This window comes from Bacillus sp. PS217 (assembly GCF_037963535.1).
Classification (GTDB): Bacteria; Bacillota; Bacilli; order Bacillales; family Bacillaceae; genus Bacillus; species Bacillus subtilis.
In genome coordinates this window covers 3262031-3277619 of the sequence record NZ_CP150157.1, presented here as the reverse complement: position 1 = coordinate 3277619, position 15589 = coordinate 3262031, and the positions used below count along the sequence as shown (strand labels likewise).

The following is a 15589-nucleotide window of genomic DNA, read 5'->3' as shown; positions in this document are numbered from 1 at the left end:
AAACGCCAGATCATCTGGCGTTTTTGTCATTCCTATCGATTTTCATGTCCTGACGCGTTTTTCCATTGGCATTTTCATTCTCTGAGACAGGGCTTCCTTGCGGGGAGGTTTTCATTTCTTGAATCGTCCCCGACATGATCTCTCTGATATCCCTTGAACCAGAGCCGAGATTGCTGTAATTTTCGATCGACTGCATATGGTTTGGGTTATCTGAAATATACACATGATAGTATCGCGGGATCACAGAAGCCGCTGTTTTCTTCACTTGATCGGCGGTCAGCTCCCGGTTTTTAGAATCGGTTTTGTATACGACAAGCGCTTCTCGGTCAGTCACCAATGTCGCAGCATCTTGAATATGGGGGAGCTGAACCGTTAAACTTGATATCATGTGAGCGGTTTCTTCCCGGTTCATCACCGGCGTTTTCTGCTGGTCTCCGTCAAATTGTTCTCTTTGATAGCGGACATAGCCAAATTGTTCGTTCTCATTATGCCTGTTAAAAGCCTCGTTGCGGTCCGACACATGAATGGGTTTGGTTTGATTCTGCGTCTGATTCCGGACATTTTGGGCATTATCCAATCCTGCGCCTCCGCACCCGGATAAAAGTCCGGTCAGAAGGCAGAGGCTGACAGCGGTTCGTTTCATTTATCAATCCCTCCTCATGTGTAGGGTAGCCAAATCGCATGATTTATTCTTTAGCAATTGATGGGGACGGGGCAATGAATTATGATAGGAATGAGTGAAAAAGAGGTGAGATCATGATTCTTATTCAAAATGCCGAATTTGAATTGGTGCACAATTTCAAAGACGGCTTCAACGAAGAGGCTTTTAAAGCCCGCTACTCCGATATATTAAATAAATACGATTATATTGTGGGAGACTGGGGATACGGTCAGTTAAGGCTCAAGGGCTTCTTTGACGACCAGAATCAAAAGGCAACCTTCGAAACGAAAATCAGCACATTAGATGAATATATTTACGAATACTGCAATTTCGGCTGTGCGTATTTTGTCTTGAAACGGATCAGAAAATAAATATACACAAAGGGGATGCTGTCATGTATTTTGTTGACAGAAGCAAAATCGAGAAAACACTAGGGTTCTTCGAGCACCAGCTGGCGCTATTTGACTCACAAACAGACTGGCAGTCTGAAATCGGGGAATTGGCACTTCAGCGTATAGGCCATCTGTTAATCGAATGCATTTTGGATACAGGCAATGACATGATTGACGGCTTTATTATGCGGGACCCGGGCAGCTATGACGACATTATGGATATACTTGTTGATGAGAAAGTTGTCACGGAAAAAGAGGGTGATGAGCTCAAAAAATTGATCGCCTACCGCAAAACGTTGGTTCAACAGTATCTGCTCGCTGACAGCGGCGAGCTTTACAGGCTGATCAAGGCGCATCAAACAGCTCTTCAGGACTTCCCGAAACGGATCAGAAGCTATTTGGAAACAGAGCTAGGACCTGTTTCCGCGTTTAAATAACAACTGGAAAGCCACAGGAGTGTTGGATATGAAAACATATAAAGGGTATTTAATTGATTTAGACGGAACGATGTACAATGGCACGGAAAAAATCGAGGAAGCGTGTGAATTTGTCAGAACGCTGAAAGATCGCGGCGTTCCTTATCTTTTCGTGACAAACAACTCTTCGCGCACACCGAAGCAGGTAGCGGACAAGCTCGTGTCTTTTGATATTCCGGCAACAGAAGAGCAGGTCTTCACGACCAGCATGGCAACTGCCCAGCACATTGCACAGCAGAAAAAAGACGCGTCTGTGTATGTGATTGGGGAGGAAGGAATCCGCCAGGCGATTGAAGAAAACGGCCTGACATTTGGCGGAGAAAACGCGGACTTTGTCGTTGTTGGCATCGACCGTTCCATTACATACGAAAAATTTGCTGTCGGCTGCCTGGCAATCAGAAATGGCGCCCGCTTTATTTCCACTAACGGAGATATTGCGATTCCGACTGAAAGAGGGCTTCTGCCGGGAAACGGCTCACTGACATCGGTGTTAACCGTATCTACAGGTGTACAGCCTGTATTTATCGGCAAGCCGGAATCAATTATTATGGAGCAGGCGATGCGCGTTCTCGGCACAGATGTGTCTGAAACACTCATGGTCGGCGACAACTACGCCACTGATATTATGGCCGGCATAAACGCGGGTATGGATACGCTGCTCGTTCACACAGGCGTAACGAAAAGAGAACATATGACAGACGATATGGAAAAACCGACTCACGCCATTGACTCTCTGACTGAATGGATTCCATACATTTGAAAAAAGGGCGCCCTAAAAGGGTGCCCTTATTCTGTATGCCGCGCGCGGTGAGCAAGTCTGCTTGAAGCCGCGGCGGAAATCGCTCCGACGATGTCATCTAAAAAGGTATGGCATTCACCGGTTGATTTATCATTCAATCGTTTAAGGATTCCGGGTTTTTCTTTGTCGATGTAACCGTAGTTCGTAAACCCGATCGATCCGTAAATGTTCACAATGGAAAATGCCAGAACTTCATCTACTCCATATAGGCTTTCATCTATTTCCAGCATCGTTTGCAGCGGTTCAGACAGTTTTTTCTGCTCAGCAAGAACATCCAATTCAATGCCCGTTAAAATCGCGTTTTGCACCTCGCGTTTTGCGAGAACACGATTGACGTTCAGCGTGCATTCATCAATGGTTAAATCCGGATGATATTTTTTCTGCAGAAAAAAGACAAGCTCGGCAATGTCTGATACCTCAACGCCGCGCTCCTTCATCCGTGCTCTTGCTTTAGCTTCCATCTGACTGAATTGTTCGTTTTCTGACATCAGCTTCACCCAATCTTTTTTACTAGTTTATACAAAATGCTTGAGAAGTTTACGACTTTTTCTTGCGCCTTCTTCGGATTAAAATATGTATTCATAATTCCGGCTGTGTATGACTACGATGTGATGAGCCCTAATTCAACAGGCAGGTGATCATGGTGAAAGGTACAATAAAAGAAAAATACGGCATTCACATCAGGCAGCTTTCCATGTACCAGCACACATATCAATGCTTTCAGACGCCTAATTCATACTTTCTGATTGTCCCCGTTTCCCAATTCTCAGAAACAGAGCTGGCGGAGCTTTATTACATGAGTCAGTATTTACAAGAACAAAGTGACCCATACGTTTCGGTTTTTATCTTTACAAAAGAAGGTGAACTGACATTTGAACATGAGGGAAAAACGTACGCTCTGCTGAAGGCGGCCCCCCCTTATTCAAACAGGGCGTTCTCCATTGGAGCGGAGCTTGCGGAATTTCACCGAAAAGGCCGAGGATATCCATATGAGGTGAAGGCAGCCGGAAGAATCGGCCAGTGGAAGGATCTGTGGGGAAAACGAATTGATCAGCTGGAAGCATTCTGGCAGAGAAAGGTTCAGACCCCTCCGCATGAGCCATTCGATAAAAAAATGATCGAATCATTTCCATATTATTTAGGACTGTCAGAAAACGCGATACAATATTTAGTGGACACTGAGCTGGATGACAAGCCCCAAGCCGCTGATTCAGGAACGATATGCCATCAGCGGATGGAAAGGCATACATGGTCACCGGAATCATTGATCAGGATTCCGGCGGATTGGGTGTTTGACCACGCTTCCCGTGATTTGGCTGAATATATGAGGCATACGTTTTTGCATCACAGACAAGATTTTAATCAGCAGGGCTTTCTCTTTTTACAGGAATACGAGCAAGTCACACCGCTGTCTTCATTTTCGAAACGCCTTTTATACAGCCGTCTGCTTTTCCCGCTTCATTATTTTGAAATCGTAGAAAGCTATTACATGTCATCAGAATCAGAAAAGCATTATTTTGAAGAACAGCTTGACTTCATTCTTAATGACTGTGGGCGTTATGAACAATTTCTCAATACAGCGCAGGAATTCATGAATATGCGGGCGCAGAAGCTGTTTGTTCCACGCGTCAGCTGGCTCGGCAAAGGCAGCTCAAGGTGAGGAGAAAATCTGACAAAAATAATTAGAAAATAAAGAATCTTGTCATATCAATGCGTTAAGCGTTTACATTCGCAAAATTCAGCCTAATGCTGTCTTGTCAAAACAGGAGCGGGCTTATATAATGTTTGTAACTTATATGTCTGTGTTGAGTTAACAATTGTCTTTTTCAAGAGGACAATTAAAAGAAAGGTGGAGTTTTTTTGAAAGCGATTCGTGTAGGGCTTTTAGGTTTAGGTACCGTCGGAAGCGGTGTCGTTAAAATTATTCAAGACCATCAGGATAAGCTTATGCATCAGGTCGGCTGTCCGGTTACGATAAAAAAAGTGCTTGTAAAAGATTTAGAGAAAAAGAGAGAAGTAGATTTGCCGAAGGAAGTGCTCACGACAGAAGTGTATGATGTCATTGATGATCCAGATGTTGATGTCGTCATCGAGGTGATCGGCGGCGTTGAACAGACAAAACAATATTTGGTCGACGCGCTGAGATCGAAAAAGCATGTTGTCACAGCAAACAAGGACTTAATGGCTGTGTACGGCTCTGAGCTGCTTGCCGAAGCGAAGGAAAATGGATGCGATATCTACTTTGAAGCCAGTGTTGCCGGCGGGATTCCGATTCTGCGCACGTTAGAGGAAGGCCTCTCATCAGATCGAATTACAAAAATGATGGGAATTGTGAACGGCACAACAAACTTTATCTTAACCAAAATGATCAAAGAGAAAAGCCCATACGAGGAAGTGCTCAAGGAAGCGCAGGATCTCGGTTTTGCCGAAGCTGATCCGACTTCTGACGTGGAAGGGCTTGACGCCGCACGGAAAATGGCGATATTGGCGCGCCTCGGCTTCTCGATGAACGTGGATCTGGAAGACGTCAAAGTAAAGGGGATCTCCCAAATTACAGACGAGGACATCAGCTTCAGCAAACGCCTCGGCTATACAATGAAGCTGATCGGGATTGCTCAGCGTGACGGCAGCAAAATCGAGGTCAGCGTACAGCCGACACTGCTTCCTGACCATCATCCGCTTTCTGCTGTTCATAATGAGTTTAACGCTGTTTATGTATACGGCGAGGCTGTCGGTGAGACGATGTTCTACGGGCCGGGAGCCGGAAGCATGCCGACAGCGACATCCGTTGTTTCTGACCTCGTCGCTGTCATGAAAAATATGCGCCTAGGTGTAACCGGCAACAGCTTTGTCGGACCGCAATATGAGAAAAACATGAAATCGCCGTCTGACATTTATGCACAGCAGTTTTTAAGAATTCATGTAAAAGATGAGGTTGGTTCATTCTCGAAAATTACATCTGTGTTCTCAGAGCGGGGCGTGAGCTTTGAAAAAATCCTTCAGCTGCCAATTAAAGGCCATGATGAGTTAGCTGAAATCGTAATTGTCACACATCATACATCAGAAGCTGATTTCAGTGATATCCTGCAAAACCTAAATGATTTGGAAGTCGTTCAAGAAGTCAAAAGCACATATCGTGTAGAAGGGAACGGTTGGAGCTAATGTGGAAAGGACTTATCCATCAATATAAAGAATTTTTACCTGTAACAGATCAAACACCGGCGCTAACTTTACATGAAGGAAACACACCTCTTATTCACCTGCCGAAGCTGTCTGAGCAGCTCGGAATTGAGCTTCATGTCAAAACGGAAGGCGTCAATCCTACGGGATCATTTAAAGATCGCGGAATGGTTATGGCTGTGGCAAAGGCAAAAGAAGAAGGCAATGACACGATTATGTGCGCGTCAACAGGTAACACTTCCGCTGCTGCGGCAGCATATGCAGCCCGTGCTAACATGAAATGCATTGTCATCATCCCGAACGGAAAAATTGCATTTGGAAAACTCGCTCAAGCTGTCATGTACGGAGCCGAGATTATCGCAATTGACGGAAACTTTGACGATGCGCTTAAAATTGTCCGTTCCATCTGTGAGAAATCACCGATTGCCCTTGTCAACTCAGTCAACCCTTACCGCATTGAAGGCCAAAAAACTGCTGCCTTCGAAGTGTGCGAACAGCTGGGGGAAGCGCCTGATGTTTTAGCGATCCCGGTCGGAAACGCGGGAAACATCACTGCGTACTGGAAGGGCTTCAAGGAATATCATGAGAAAAACGGCACAGGCCTTCCGAAAATGCGTGGCTTTGAAGCTGAGGGTGCGGCGGCAATCGTGCGCAATGAAGTGATTGAAAATCCTGAAACAATAGCGACAGCCATTCGTATCGGAAACCCGGCAAGCTGGGACAAAGCTGTAAAGGCAGCCGAGGAATCCAATGGGAAAATTGACGAAGTCACTGATGATGAAATCCTTCACGCATATCAGCTGATCGCCCGTGTAGAAGGCGTGTTTGCAGAACCGGGTTCTTGCGCGTCTATCGCAGGAGTGCTGAAACAGGTGAAATCCGGAGAAATTCCGAAAGGCAGCAAGGTCGTAGCTGTGTTAACAGGAAACGGACTGAAAGATCCGAACACAGCGGTCGACATTTCAGAAATCAAGCCTGTCACATTGCCGACTGATGAAGACAGCATCCTTGAATATGTAAAAGGAGCGGCCCGTGTATGAACGAAGCCGACATGCTGTTCTCTGTCACTGTTCCCGGAAGCACAGCTAACCTAGGCCCCGGCTTTGATTCAGTCGGAATGGCGCTCAGCAGATATTTGAAGCTGACCGTCTTTGAAAGCGACAAATGGTCTTTTGAGGCTGAAACAGAAACAGTCGCCGGAATTCCGGCGGGTACAGATAACCTGATCTATCAAGTGGCTAAACGGACCGCAGATTTGTACGGAAAAGAAATACCTCCTGTCCATGTGAAGGTGTGGAGCGACATCCCGCTTGCACGCGGCCTTGGCAGCAGCGCCGCGGCGATTGTAGCGGCCATTGAACTGGCTGATGAATTATGCGGCTTAAAGCTGTCTGAAGCGGACAAGCTGCATTTAGCCAGTCTAGAAGAAGGACACCCGGACAATGCTGGCGCTTCTCTCGTCGGCGGACTTGTGATCGGCCTGCATGAGGATGACGAGACCCAAATGATCCGCGTCCCGAATGCTGACATTGACGTAGTCGTTGTCATTCCTTTTTACGAAGTGCTGACAAGAGACGCGAGAGACGTGCTTCCGAAGGAGTTTCCATATGCCGACGCCGTAAAAGCAAGTGCTGTCAGCAATATACTCATTGCTGCGATCATGTCCAAGGATTGGCCGCTTGTCGGGAAAATCATGAAGAAGGATATGTTCCATCAGCCGTACCGGGCGATGCTTGTGCCTGAGCTGTCAAAAGTAGAGCACGTCGCCGAGATGAAGGGCGCATATGGAACGGCTCTCAGCGGAGCAGGCCCGACGATTCTCGTCATGACCGAAAAAGGAAAGGGAGAAGAGCTAAAAGAACAGCTCGCGCTTCATTTCCCTCATTGTGAAGTAGACGCTTTGACCGTCCCGAAAGAGGGAAGTATAATAGAGCGAAATCCTTTATATCAAGTAAAAAGTGTATAGATCATGCCAAGCGTTCCTCAGCGTCAGCAGAGGGCGCTTTTTTTGCTGGAGATAAAGGAGTTTTTATTTAGAAAAACGAAATACATGTAAAAAGGAGGAGATGAATATGAAAAAGCTGATAACCGCAGACGACATCACAGCGATTGTCTCTGTGACCGATCCTCAATACGCCCCAGACGGCACCCGTGCCGCATATGTAAAATCACAAGTGAATCAAGAGAAAGATTCGTATACATCAAATATATGGATCTATGAAACGAAAACGGGCGGGTCTGTTCCTTGGACACATGGAGAAAAGCGAAGCACCGACCCAAGATGGTCTCCGGACGGGTGCACGCTTGCCTTTATTTCTGATCGAGAAGGCGATGCGGCACAGCTGTATATGATGAGCGCTGAAGGCGGAGAAGCGAGAAAACTGACTGATATCCCGTATGGCGTGTCAAAGCCAATATGGTCCCCGGATGGCGAATCGATTCTGGTCACTGTCAGTTTGGGAGAGGGAGAAAACATTGATGACCGAGAAAAAACAGAGCAGGATAGCTATGAACCTGTTGAAGTGCAAGGCCTCTCCTACAAACGGGACGGCAAAGGGCTGACGAGAGGTGCGTATGCCCAGCTTGTGCTTGTCAGCGTAAAGTCGGGTGAGATGGAAGAGCTGACAAGTCACAAAGCTGATCATGGTGATCCTGCTTTTTCTCCTGACGGCAAATGGCTTGTTTTCTCAGCTAATTTAACTGAAACAGATGATGCCAGCAAGCCGCATGATGTTTACATAATGTCACTGGAGTCTGGAGATCTTAAGCAGGTTACACCTCATCGCGGCTCATTCGGATCAAGCTCATTTTCACCAGACGGAAGGTATCTTGCTTTGCTTGGAAATGAAAAGGAATATAAGAATGCTACGCTCTCAAAGGCGTGGCTCTATGATATCGAACAAGGCCGCCTCACATGTCTTACTGAGATGCTGGACGTTCATTTAGCGGATGCGCTGATTGGAGATTCGTTGATCGGTGGTGCTGAACAGCGCCCGATTTGGACAAAGGACAGCCAAGGGTTTTATGTCATCGGCACAGATCAAGGCAGTACGGGCATCTATTATATTTCGATTGAAGGCCTTGTGTATCCGATTCGTCTGGAAAAAGAGTACATCAATAGCTTTTCTCTTTCACCTGATGAACAGCACTTTATTGCCAGTGTGACAAAGCCGGACAGACCGAGTGAGCTTTACAGTATCCCGCTTGGACAGGAAGAGAAACAGCTGACTGGCGCGAATGACAAGTTTGTCAGGGAGCATACGATATCAATACCTGAAGAGATTCAATATGCTACAGAAGACGGCGTGACGGTGAACGGCTGGCTGATGAAGCCTGCACAAATGGAAGATGAGACAACATATCCACTTATTCTCAACATACACGGCGGTCCGCATATGATGTACGGACATACATATTTTCATGAGTTTCAGGTGCTGGCGGCGAAAGGATACGCGGTCGTTTATATCAATCCGAGAGGAAGCCACGGCTACGGGCAGGAATTTGTGAATGCGGTCAGAGGGGATTATGGAGGAAAGGATTATGACGATGTGATGCAAGCTGTGGATGAGGCTATCAAGCGAGATCCGCATATTGATCCTAAGCGGCTCGGTGTCACGGGCGGAAGCTACGGAGGTTTTATGACCAACTGGATCGTCGGGCAGACAAACCGCTTTAAAGCTGCCGTCACCCAGCGCTCGATTTCAAACTGGATCAGCTTTCACGGCGTCAGTGATATCGGCTTTTTCTTTACAGACTGGCAGCTTGAGCATGACATGTTTGAGGACACAGAAAAGCTCTGGGACCGATCTCCTTTAAAATACGCAGCAAACGTGGAGACACCGCTTTTGATTCTGCATGGCGAGCGGGATGACCGATGTCCGATCGAGCAGGCGGAGCAGCTGTTTATCGCTCTGAAAAAAATGGGCAAGGAAACCAAGCTTGTCCGTTTTCCGAATGCATCGCACAATTTGTCACGCACCGGACACCCAAGACAGCGGATCAAGCGCCTGAATTATATCAGCTCATGGTTTGACCAATATCTCTAATAAAAAAAGCCAGGCTGATCAAATATCAGCCTGGCTGCTTTATTAAAAGACTTGTTCTACTTCAACGACACCCGGCACTTCTTCTAGAAGAGCGCGCTCAATTCCGGCTTTCAGCGTAATTGTTGAACTTGGGCAGCTGCCGCATGCGCCTAGAAGACGAAGCTTAACGATACCTTCATCTACGTCTACAAGCTCACAGTCACCGCCGTCACGAAGTAAAAACGGACGAAGTTTGTCCAGTACTTCCTGCACCTGTTCTTTCATTTCAACTTCAGTCATGACATTCGCTCCTTTCGTCGTCATAAAACCATTATATTCAGTGTAACAATAAAAATCTATTGTTTGGTTTGCAAAGTTGCTTTCCCTATTATAGCACATTCAGACTTCAACACAAAAACGGTTTTTTTCTATAAAAACGCCCTTTGGCTCTGTATACTTAAAAGAAAGGACTTACATAGGAGAAGGGGGCGTCTACAAGTGATGAAACCAGTCATTCTAAGCGTGTACGGGGCAGAAACCGTTTGTGCGAGCTGTGTCAATATGCCGACAGCCAAGGATACATACGAGTGGCTTGAGGCTGCGCTGAAAAGAAAATATCCAAATCAGCCTTTTGAGATGCAGTACATCGATATTCATGAGCCGCCTGACAATGAACATGCGAAAGAGCTTGCGGAAAAAATCAGAAATGACGAGTATTTTTATCCGCTTGTGCTCGTAGAAGACAAAATTGTCGGTGAAGGCAATCCAAAATTAAAAGACGTTTATGAGGAAATGGAGAAGCATGGGTATACAGAAAACCGCTGACTTGATCAGCGGTTCTTCTCTATCATTAACCGTTATGGTGTTTATACATCCACAGCAAGCCGGATTTCAGCATACGCGGAACACGGCCGATCAGCGGACGGTCAGCAACAAGCCCGAAGCCGGCTTTTTTTCCGAGTGAACCGAGGACGCCTTTCAGCTTAAACTGCGGCATTGATTCAGGCAGGGCTTCTCCATTCCAGCGTTTTTGCAAGATTTGGACAATCTGCTCTGCTTGAGCCTCTGCCAGCTGGGCGCTCGGTGCATGAGGAAGGCTGGCGCAATCGCCGACAACGTACAGATGTTCATCACCTGGAAGATTGTGATGAGGCGTTAATACAATACGCCCTTGTGCGTCCTTCTCCACATCTAAGTCTCTGACGACTTTGTTTGGCTGGATGCCGGCTGTCCACACGATGGCGTCTGCAGAAATCGGATCATCGTGGTTATACACAACGCCTTCTTCTACTTTTGTGATATTTGCCCTGTTAATAATGCGGACACCGTGCTCTTCGAACCATTTTTGCACATATTTGCTTAAACGCTCGGGAAAGCTTGATAAAATGAGATTACCGCGGTCGAACAAAATAATGTTCAGGTCATCACGGCTTTCTCTCAATTCACTTGCAAGCTCAACGCCGCTTAAGCCCGCTCCGACAATGGCGACGGTGGCATTAGCGCTCAGATTATTCAGCTTTTGGTAGGTTTCGCGGGACTGATCGATGGTTTGAATACTGTAGGTGAATTCAGGCGCTCCCGGCACGTTGTGATATTTATCCTCACAGCCGAGCCCGATTACGGCGTCATCGTAAGAAATCGGTTCACGATCTTGGAACAGCACTTGTTTTTGTACAATATCAATTGATGTGATATCACCGTATTGGACATCCAGGCGAGGGTGCTCTGGGAATGACACTCTGATATGATGGTCAGAAATTGTGCCTGCGGCAAGGGCATAATATTCTGTTTTCAAGCAGTGATAAGGATTTCTGTCAATTAACGTGATTGAAACATCATCAGGCAGCTGGTTTGGCAATAAGCGATGAAGAACACGCATGTTCCCGTAACCTCCGCCGATCAAGACCAATTTTTTCATTTGAATTCCCCTTTAATCCGAAGAGTATGATAGATACATTAAAGAAAATACGAACTATGTAAAATAACATCTAGAATTATATCGAATTTGATCTAAAATCACAATAATAGTTTCAAAATAACCTACAATTTAGCCTGAAAACACAAATTAGTAAAACGTTATTTGAGAAATAATATGTTACGATAATAAATTTTGAATCATCCGTTGTCTTTGACGAATAGTGAAAAATTCGCGATAATGGACATATGTGAGGTGAAACCGCATGAATCCAATGATTGAATTTTGTGTCAGCAATCTGGCTCACGGCTCTCAGGAAGCCCGGGCGATTTTGGAGAAGGATCCCAACCTTGATGTCCTTGAATATGGCTGCTTAAGCTACTGCGGGACATGCATGGAATCGCTTTTCGCTCTGGTAAACGGAGAAGTCGTCATGGGTGAAACGCCTGCTGAGCTTGTTGAGAATATATATACCTTTATTGAAGAAAATCCAATGTTTTAAAGAAAAGGGCCTGGACGGGCCCTTTTTTATTTTGCCGTACAAAAGAACTAAAAAAATGTGTAGACATCAAAAAATATTATTGTTATCGTATAAAAGATATTTTTTTAAATAAAATTTAAGAGGTGTACGAGTATTCATGAATGTTCTGTGGGGGCTGCTGGGCGCAGTTGCGATCATTGCTATCGCGTTTTTATTTTCAGAAAAGAAAAGCAATATTAAGATAAGAACCGTCATCGTTGGTTTATGCACACAGGTGGCGTTTGGATACATCGTGTTGAAATGGGAAGCGGGACGCGCTGTTTTTTTATGGTTTTCAAGCCGTGTACAGCTTCTGATTGACTATGCGAATGAAGGCATCAGTTTTATTTTTGGACCGCTTCTAAAGGTCGGAGACAGTCCGGCCTTTGCATTAAGTGTACTGCCCGTTATCATTTTCTTCTCAGCACTGATTGCAGTTTTATATCATTTGAAAATCATGCAGCTCGTTTTCCGTGTCATTGGCGGCGGATTGTCGAAGCTCCTTGGAACAAGCAAAACGGAATCTCTGGCGGCTGCTGCCAATATTTTTGTAGGACAATCAGAATCTCCGTTAGTGATCAAACCCCTGATTGCCGGGCTGACGCGCTCTGAGTTGTTTACGATTATGACGAGCGGTCTATCGGCAGTTGCGGGATCTACCTTGTTTGGGTACGCGCTTCTTGGTATTCCGATTGAATATTTGCTGGCGGCCAGCTTTATGGCTGCTCCAGCTGGACTAGTCTTTGGTAAATTGATTATACCCGAAACGGAAAAAACGCAAACCGTAAAAAGCGATTTCAAAATGGATGAAGGCGAAGGCGCAGCCAATGTCATTGACGCAGCTGCAAAGGGAGCGTCAACAGGACTGCAAATTGCGTTAAACGTTGGGGCGATGCTGCTTGCGTTTGTTGCGTTAATCGCTGTAGTAAACGGTATTCTCGGCGGGGCTTTCGGCTTGTTCGGTTTAAAAGGCGTAACATTAGAATCCATTCTCGGTTATGTGTTTTCTCCTATCGCCTTTTTGATTGGCGTGCCTTGGCATGAAGCATTGCAGGCGGGAAGCTATATCGGCCAGAAATTGGTGCTGAATGAGTTTGTCGCTTATTCTAACTTCGGTCCGCACATCGGCGAGTTTTCTAAGAAAACTGCTACCATTATCAGTTTCGCGTTATGCGGATTCGCCAATTTTTCATCAATTGCGATTATGCTTGGTACGCTGGGCGGATTAGCACCCAGCCGCCGTTCAGATATCGCGCGTCTCGGCCTGAAGGCTGTTCTTGCAGGAACATTAGCCAATCTGCTCAGCGCAGCCATTGCCGGCATGTTTATATAAACGATAAAAGCTCCTTGCGTCAGTGCAAGGAGCTTTTATGTATGAAAAACGGGGGATAATTGTATTGTGTCCGCTTATAATAGCTTTTATACTAAGAAAAAGAAAAAAAGTTGGAGGCACCTATGAACTCATTTCGATTTACCAAAATGCACGGCCTGGGAAACAGTTATATTTATGTGAATCAATTTGAAGAACAGCTTCCAGAAGAAAAACTGTCAGAGATTGCAATTCAGGTTTCTTCTGTTTATACAGGGATCGGATCCGACGGAATGATCCTGATATGCCCATCAGACCAAGCGCCTGTTAAAATGCGGATTTTTAATAATGACGGATCTGAAGGGAAAAACTGCGGCAACGGCCTGCGCTGCGTCGCAAAATACGCATATGAGCATAAGCTGGTTGAGGAAACATCTTTTCTGATTGAAACTCTCTCCGGGCTTGTGAAAGCGGAGGTTCAAGTCGAAAACGGAAAAGTGAATGTGGTCACTGTCGATATGGGCGAACCGCGCTTGACAAAATCCGAGCTCCCGATGCTTGACGGCGGGGAAGAGCACACAATCAATGAAACGATGGCATTTGGTGAAGTAGAACTAACAGGCACTGCCGTTTCAATGGGAAATCCGCATATCGTTTTTCCGATCGCAGACATTGAACAGGCACCCTTAACGACACTGGGGCCGGTGATTGAGAAAGATCCGAGATTTCCGGAAGGCATCAATGTGGAATTCGTTGAAACCGTGAATGAACAAGAATTGCATTTCCGCGTCTGGGAACGGGGATCAGGGATTACTCAGGCATGCGGGACAGGAGCATGTGCAGCGGCGGTCGCATCTGTATTAAACGGCGTATCAAAGCGAAATCAAGACATCACGGTGCATTTAGCAGGCGGGGATTTGGTGATAAACTGGAAAGATAACGGCCATGTAATGATGACAGGGCCGGCTGAAACCGTTTGTGAGGGTGTCTATTTCTTGTAAAACACCTTGTTTGAGAATTGGAACGATCATGTTTATAATAAAAGACAGCAACCGGTTTTTAAAAGGAGGTTCACAATGATGAGCAACCCGGTAACAATTACAGAAGCAGCAGCTTTGCATATAAAAGATATGATGAAAGAGCATGAAGAAGAAAACGCGTTTCTGCGTGTAGGCGTCAAAGGCGGCGGCTGCAGCGGACTTTCTTACGGCATGGGCTTTGAGCATGAAAAGAGTGAATCAGACAGTGTGTTTGATCAGCACGGCATCACTGTTCTAGTTGACAAAGAAAGCCTTGACATCATGAACGGCACCGTGATTGATTATAAACAATCCATGCTCGGCGGCGGCTTCACCATCGACAATCCAAACGCCATCGCTTCATGCGGCTGCGGTTCTTCGTTCAGAACAGCAACGAATGCAGGCAAGCCTGAAGAGTGCTAAGCACTAAAAACGGATAGCAACTATTACTGACGCTTTTCTTAGCGATAAATCATCGTTAAGGGAGGCGTTTTTATTATGGGGAAATGATGCAGAGAGTTCCGGGAACTTCGGCAAGAGAAACGCTGCTTTGTTGTTTGATTTTTGTTGTAAATACAGCAAAGTTACGCTATATTTAATGCAGAGTATATTTTATTGCATTTACAACAAAATCACGATAGGGAGTTGGTGATGAAGAAGAAGATTTTTGGAATGGTAACAAGGTCAGTATGTGTTCCGTGTTTAAATATATAAAAGGGACACAAGACAATTGAATTTTAAATAAAGGGGCTGAATCCGAACAATGAGTGTAAAAATGAAAAAATGTAGCCGGGAAGATTTACAAACACTTCAACAATTGAGTATTGAAACATTCAATGACACTTTTAAAGAACAGAACTCACCTGAAAAAATGAAAGCCTATTTAGAAAGCGCATTTAACACTGAGCAGCTGGAAAAAGAGTTATCCAATATGTCTTCGCAATTCTTTTTTATTTACTTTGATCATGAAATCGCTGGATATGTAAAGGTCAATATCGATGATGCTCAGTCTGAAGAAATGGGTGCTGAATCACTTGAAATCGAGAGAATTTATATAAAGAACAGCTTTCAAAAACATGGGCTTGGCAAACATCTGTTGAATAAAGCGATAGAAATTGCGCTGGAACGTAATAAAACGAACATTTGGCTAGGTGTGTGGGAAAAAAATGAAAATGCCATTGCCTTTTATAAGAAAATGGGGTTTGTTCAGACCGGCGCCCACTCTTTTTATATGGGTGATGAAGAACAAACGGATTTAATCATGGCTAAAACACTCATATAATATTTTTCGAA

The 15589-nt window shown here is 45.4% G+C and carries 18 protein-coding genes; 14 read left to right on the top strand and 4 right to left on the bottom strand.

Features of this window, described 5'->3' with window-relative positions; translation table 11 throughout:
• Positions 1 to 10 precede the first annotated feature (10 nt).
• Positions 11 to 643, bottom strand: coding sequence for a YhcN/YlaJ family sporulation lipoprotein (locus tag NSQ83_RS17075; protein WP_128422387.1), 633 nt, complete (start codon positions 641 to 643; stop codon positions 11 to 13).
• Between the two features lie 113 nt (positions 644 to 756).
• Here NSQ83_RS17075 and NSQ83_RS17070 point away from each other — a divergent pair, with 113 nt between their 5' ends.
• The 3 genes from NSQ83_RS17070 to nucF are packed head-to-tail and all read left to right on the top strand — an operon-like array spanning position 757 to position 2289.
• Positions 757 to 1032 carry a YutD family protein gene (locus NSQ83_RS17070; RefSeq protein ID WP_003228682.1) on the top strand — a complete coding sequence of 92 codons (276 nt, stop codon included), beginning with the start codon at positions 757 to 759 and terminating at the stop codon, positions 1030 to 1032.
• Between the two features lie 23 nt (positions 1033 to 1055).
• Positions 1056 to 1490, top strand: coding sequence for a DUF86 domain-containing protein (locus NSQ83_RS17065; RefSeq protein WP_003228684.1), 435 nt, complete (start codon positions 1056 to 1058; stop codon positions 1488 to 1490).
• 28 nt (positions 1491 to 1518) lie between these two features.
• Positions 1519 to 2289 (top strand): 5' nucleotidase NucF, encoded by a 771-nt coding sequence (gene nucF, locus NSQ83_RS17060; RefSeq protein WP_003243196.1) that lies wholly within the window; start codon positions 1519 to 1521, stop codon positions 2287 to 2289.
• Positions 2290 to 2315: 26 nt separating this feature from the next.
• On the opposite strand, the gene NSQ83_RS17055 is transcribed toward nucF, so the two are convergent.
• Entirely contained in the window at positions 2316 to 2816 is a 501-nt protein-coding gene (locus NSQ83_RS17055) for a phosphatidylglycerophosphatase A (RefSeq protein WP_003243814.1), read from the bottom strand.
• A 152-nt stretch (positions 2817 to 2968) separates the two neighbouring features.
• On the opposite strand from NSQ83_RS17055, the gene cotNH reads away from it, so the two are divergent.
• The 5 genes from cotNH to NSQ83_RS17030 all read left to right on the top strand — a co-directional run bounded on the left by cotNH (position 2969) and on the right by NSQ83_RS17030 (position 9554).
• Positions 2969 to 3988, top strand: coding sequence for a spore coat-associated protein CotNH (cotNH, locus tag NSQ83_RS17050; RefSeq protein ID WP_003242649.1), 1020 nt, complete (start codon positions 2969 to 2971; stop codon positions 3986 to 3988).
• 200 nt (positions 3989 to 4188) lie between these two features.
• Entirely contained in the window at positions 4189 to 5490 is a 1302-nt protein-coding gene (locus NSQ83_RS17045) for a homoserine dehydrogenase (protein WP_003228694.1), read from the top strand.
• Entirely contained in the window at positions 5490 to 6548 is a 1059-nt protein-coding gene (thrC, locus tag NSQ83_RS17040) for a threonine synthase (protein WP_003228697.1), read from the top strand. The genes NSQ83_RS17045 and thrC overlap by 1 nt, the downstream gene beginning before the upstream one ends.
• Positions 6545 to 7474, top strand: coding sequence for a homoserine kinase (thrB, locus tag NSQ83_RS17035; RefSeq protein ID WP_032730335.1), 930 nt, complete (start codon positions 6545 to 6547; stop codon positions 7472 to 7474). Before thrC ends, thrB begins: the two co-directional genes overlap by 4 nt.
• 106 nt (positions 7475 to 7580) lie before the next feature.
• On the top strand, positions 7581 to 9554 hold the full coding sequence (locus tag NSQ83_RS17030; RefSeq protein ID WP_195727735.1) for a S9 family peptidase: 1974 nt from the start codon (positions 7581 to 7583) through the stop codon (positions 9552 to 9554).
• Between the two features lie 42 nt (positions 9555 to 9596).
• Here the strand turns inward: NSQ83_RS17030 and NSQ83_RS17025 are convergent, their stop codons facing one another.
• Positions 9597 to 9932 carry a NifU family protein gene (locus tag NSQ83_RS17025; RefSeq protein WP_010886606.1) on the bottom strand — a complete coding sequence of 112 codons (336 nt, stop codon included), beginning with the start codon at positions 9930 to 9932 and terminating at the stop codon, positions 9597 to 9599.
• A 99-nt stretch (positions 9933 to 10031) separates the two neighbouring features.
• Between NSQ83_RS17025 and NSQ83_RS17020 the strand changes: the two genes are divergently transcribed.
• On the top strand, positions 10032 to 10358 hold the full coding sequence (locus NSQ83_RS17020) for a YuzD family protein (protein ID WP_015714646.1): 327 nt from the start codon (positions 10032 to 10034) through the stop codon (positions 10356 to 10358).
• A gap of 25 nt (positions 10359 to 10383) precedes the next feature.
• Here NSQ83_RS17020 and NSQ83_RS17015 read toward each other — a convergent pair whose 3' ends face one another.
• The gene (locus tag NSQ83_RS17015) at positions 10384 to 11451 is read right to left on the bottom strand and encodes an NAD(P)/FAD-dependent oxidoreductase (RefSeq protein WP_003228707.1); all 1068 of its coding nucleotides are present in this window, start codon (positions 11449 to 11451) and stop codon (positions 10384 to 10386) included.
• Positions 11452 to 11713: 262 nt separating this feature from the next.
• Between NSQ83_RS17015 and NSQ83_RS17010 the strand changes: the two genes are divergently transcribed.
• From NSQ83_RS17010 to paiA, 5 genes are all read left to right on the top strand, one after another.
• Complete coding sequence (locus NSQ83_RS17010; RefSeq protein WP_003222913.1) at positions 11714 to 11950, top strand: YuzB family protein; 237 nt, start codon at positions 11714 to 11716, stop codon at positions 11948 to 11950.
• 136 nt (positions 11951 to 12086) lie between these two features.
• Positions 12087 to 13301, top strand: coding sequence for a NupC/NupG family nucleoside CNT transporter (locus NSQ83_RS17005; RefSeq protein ID WP_003228710.1), 1215 nt, complete (start codon positions 12087 to 12089; stop codon positions 13299 to 13301).
• Positions 13302 to 13423: 122 nt separating this feature from the next.
• Positions 13424 to 14278, top strand: a complete 855-nt coding sequence (gene dapF, locus NSQ83_RS17000) for a diaminopimelate epimerase (protein WP_003243745.1) — start codon at positions 13424 to 13426, stop codon at positions 14276 to 14278.
• 78 nt (positions 14279 to 14356) lie between these two features.
• On the top strand, positions 14357 to 14719 hold the full coding sequence (locus NSQ83_RS16995) for an iron-sulfur cluster assembly accessory protein (protein WP_003244166.1): 363 nt from the start codon (positions 14357 to 14359) through the stop codon (positions 14717 to 14719).
• 340 nt (positions 14720 to 15059) lie between these two features.
• The gene (gene paiA / locus NSQ83_RS16990) at positions 15060 to 15578 is read left to right on the top strand and encodes a spermidine/spermine N(1)-acetyltransferase (RefSeq protein ID WP_198878529.1); all 519 of its coding nucleotides are present in this window, start codon (positions 15060 to 15062) and stop codon (positions 15576 to 15578) included.
• The last annotated feature ends 11 nt before the right edge of the window (positions 15579 to 15589 follow it).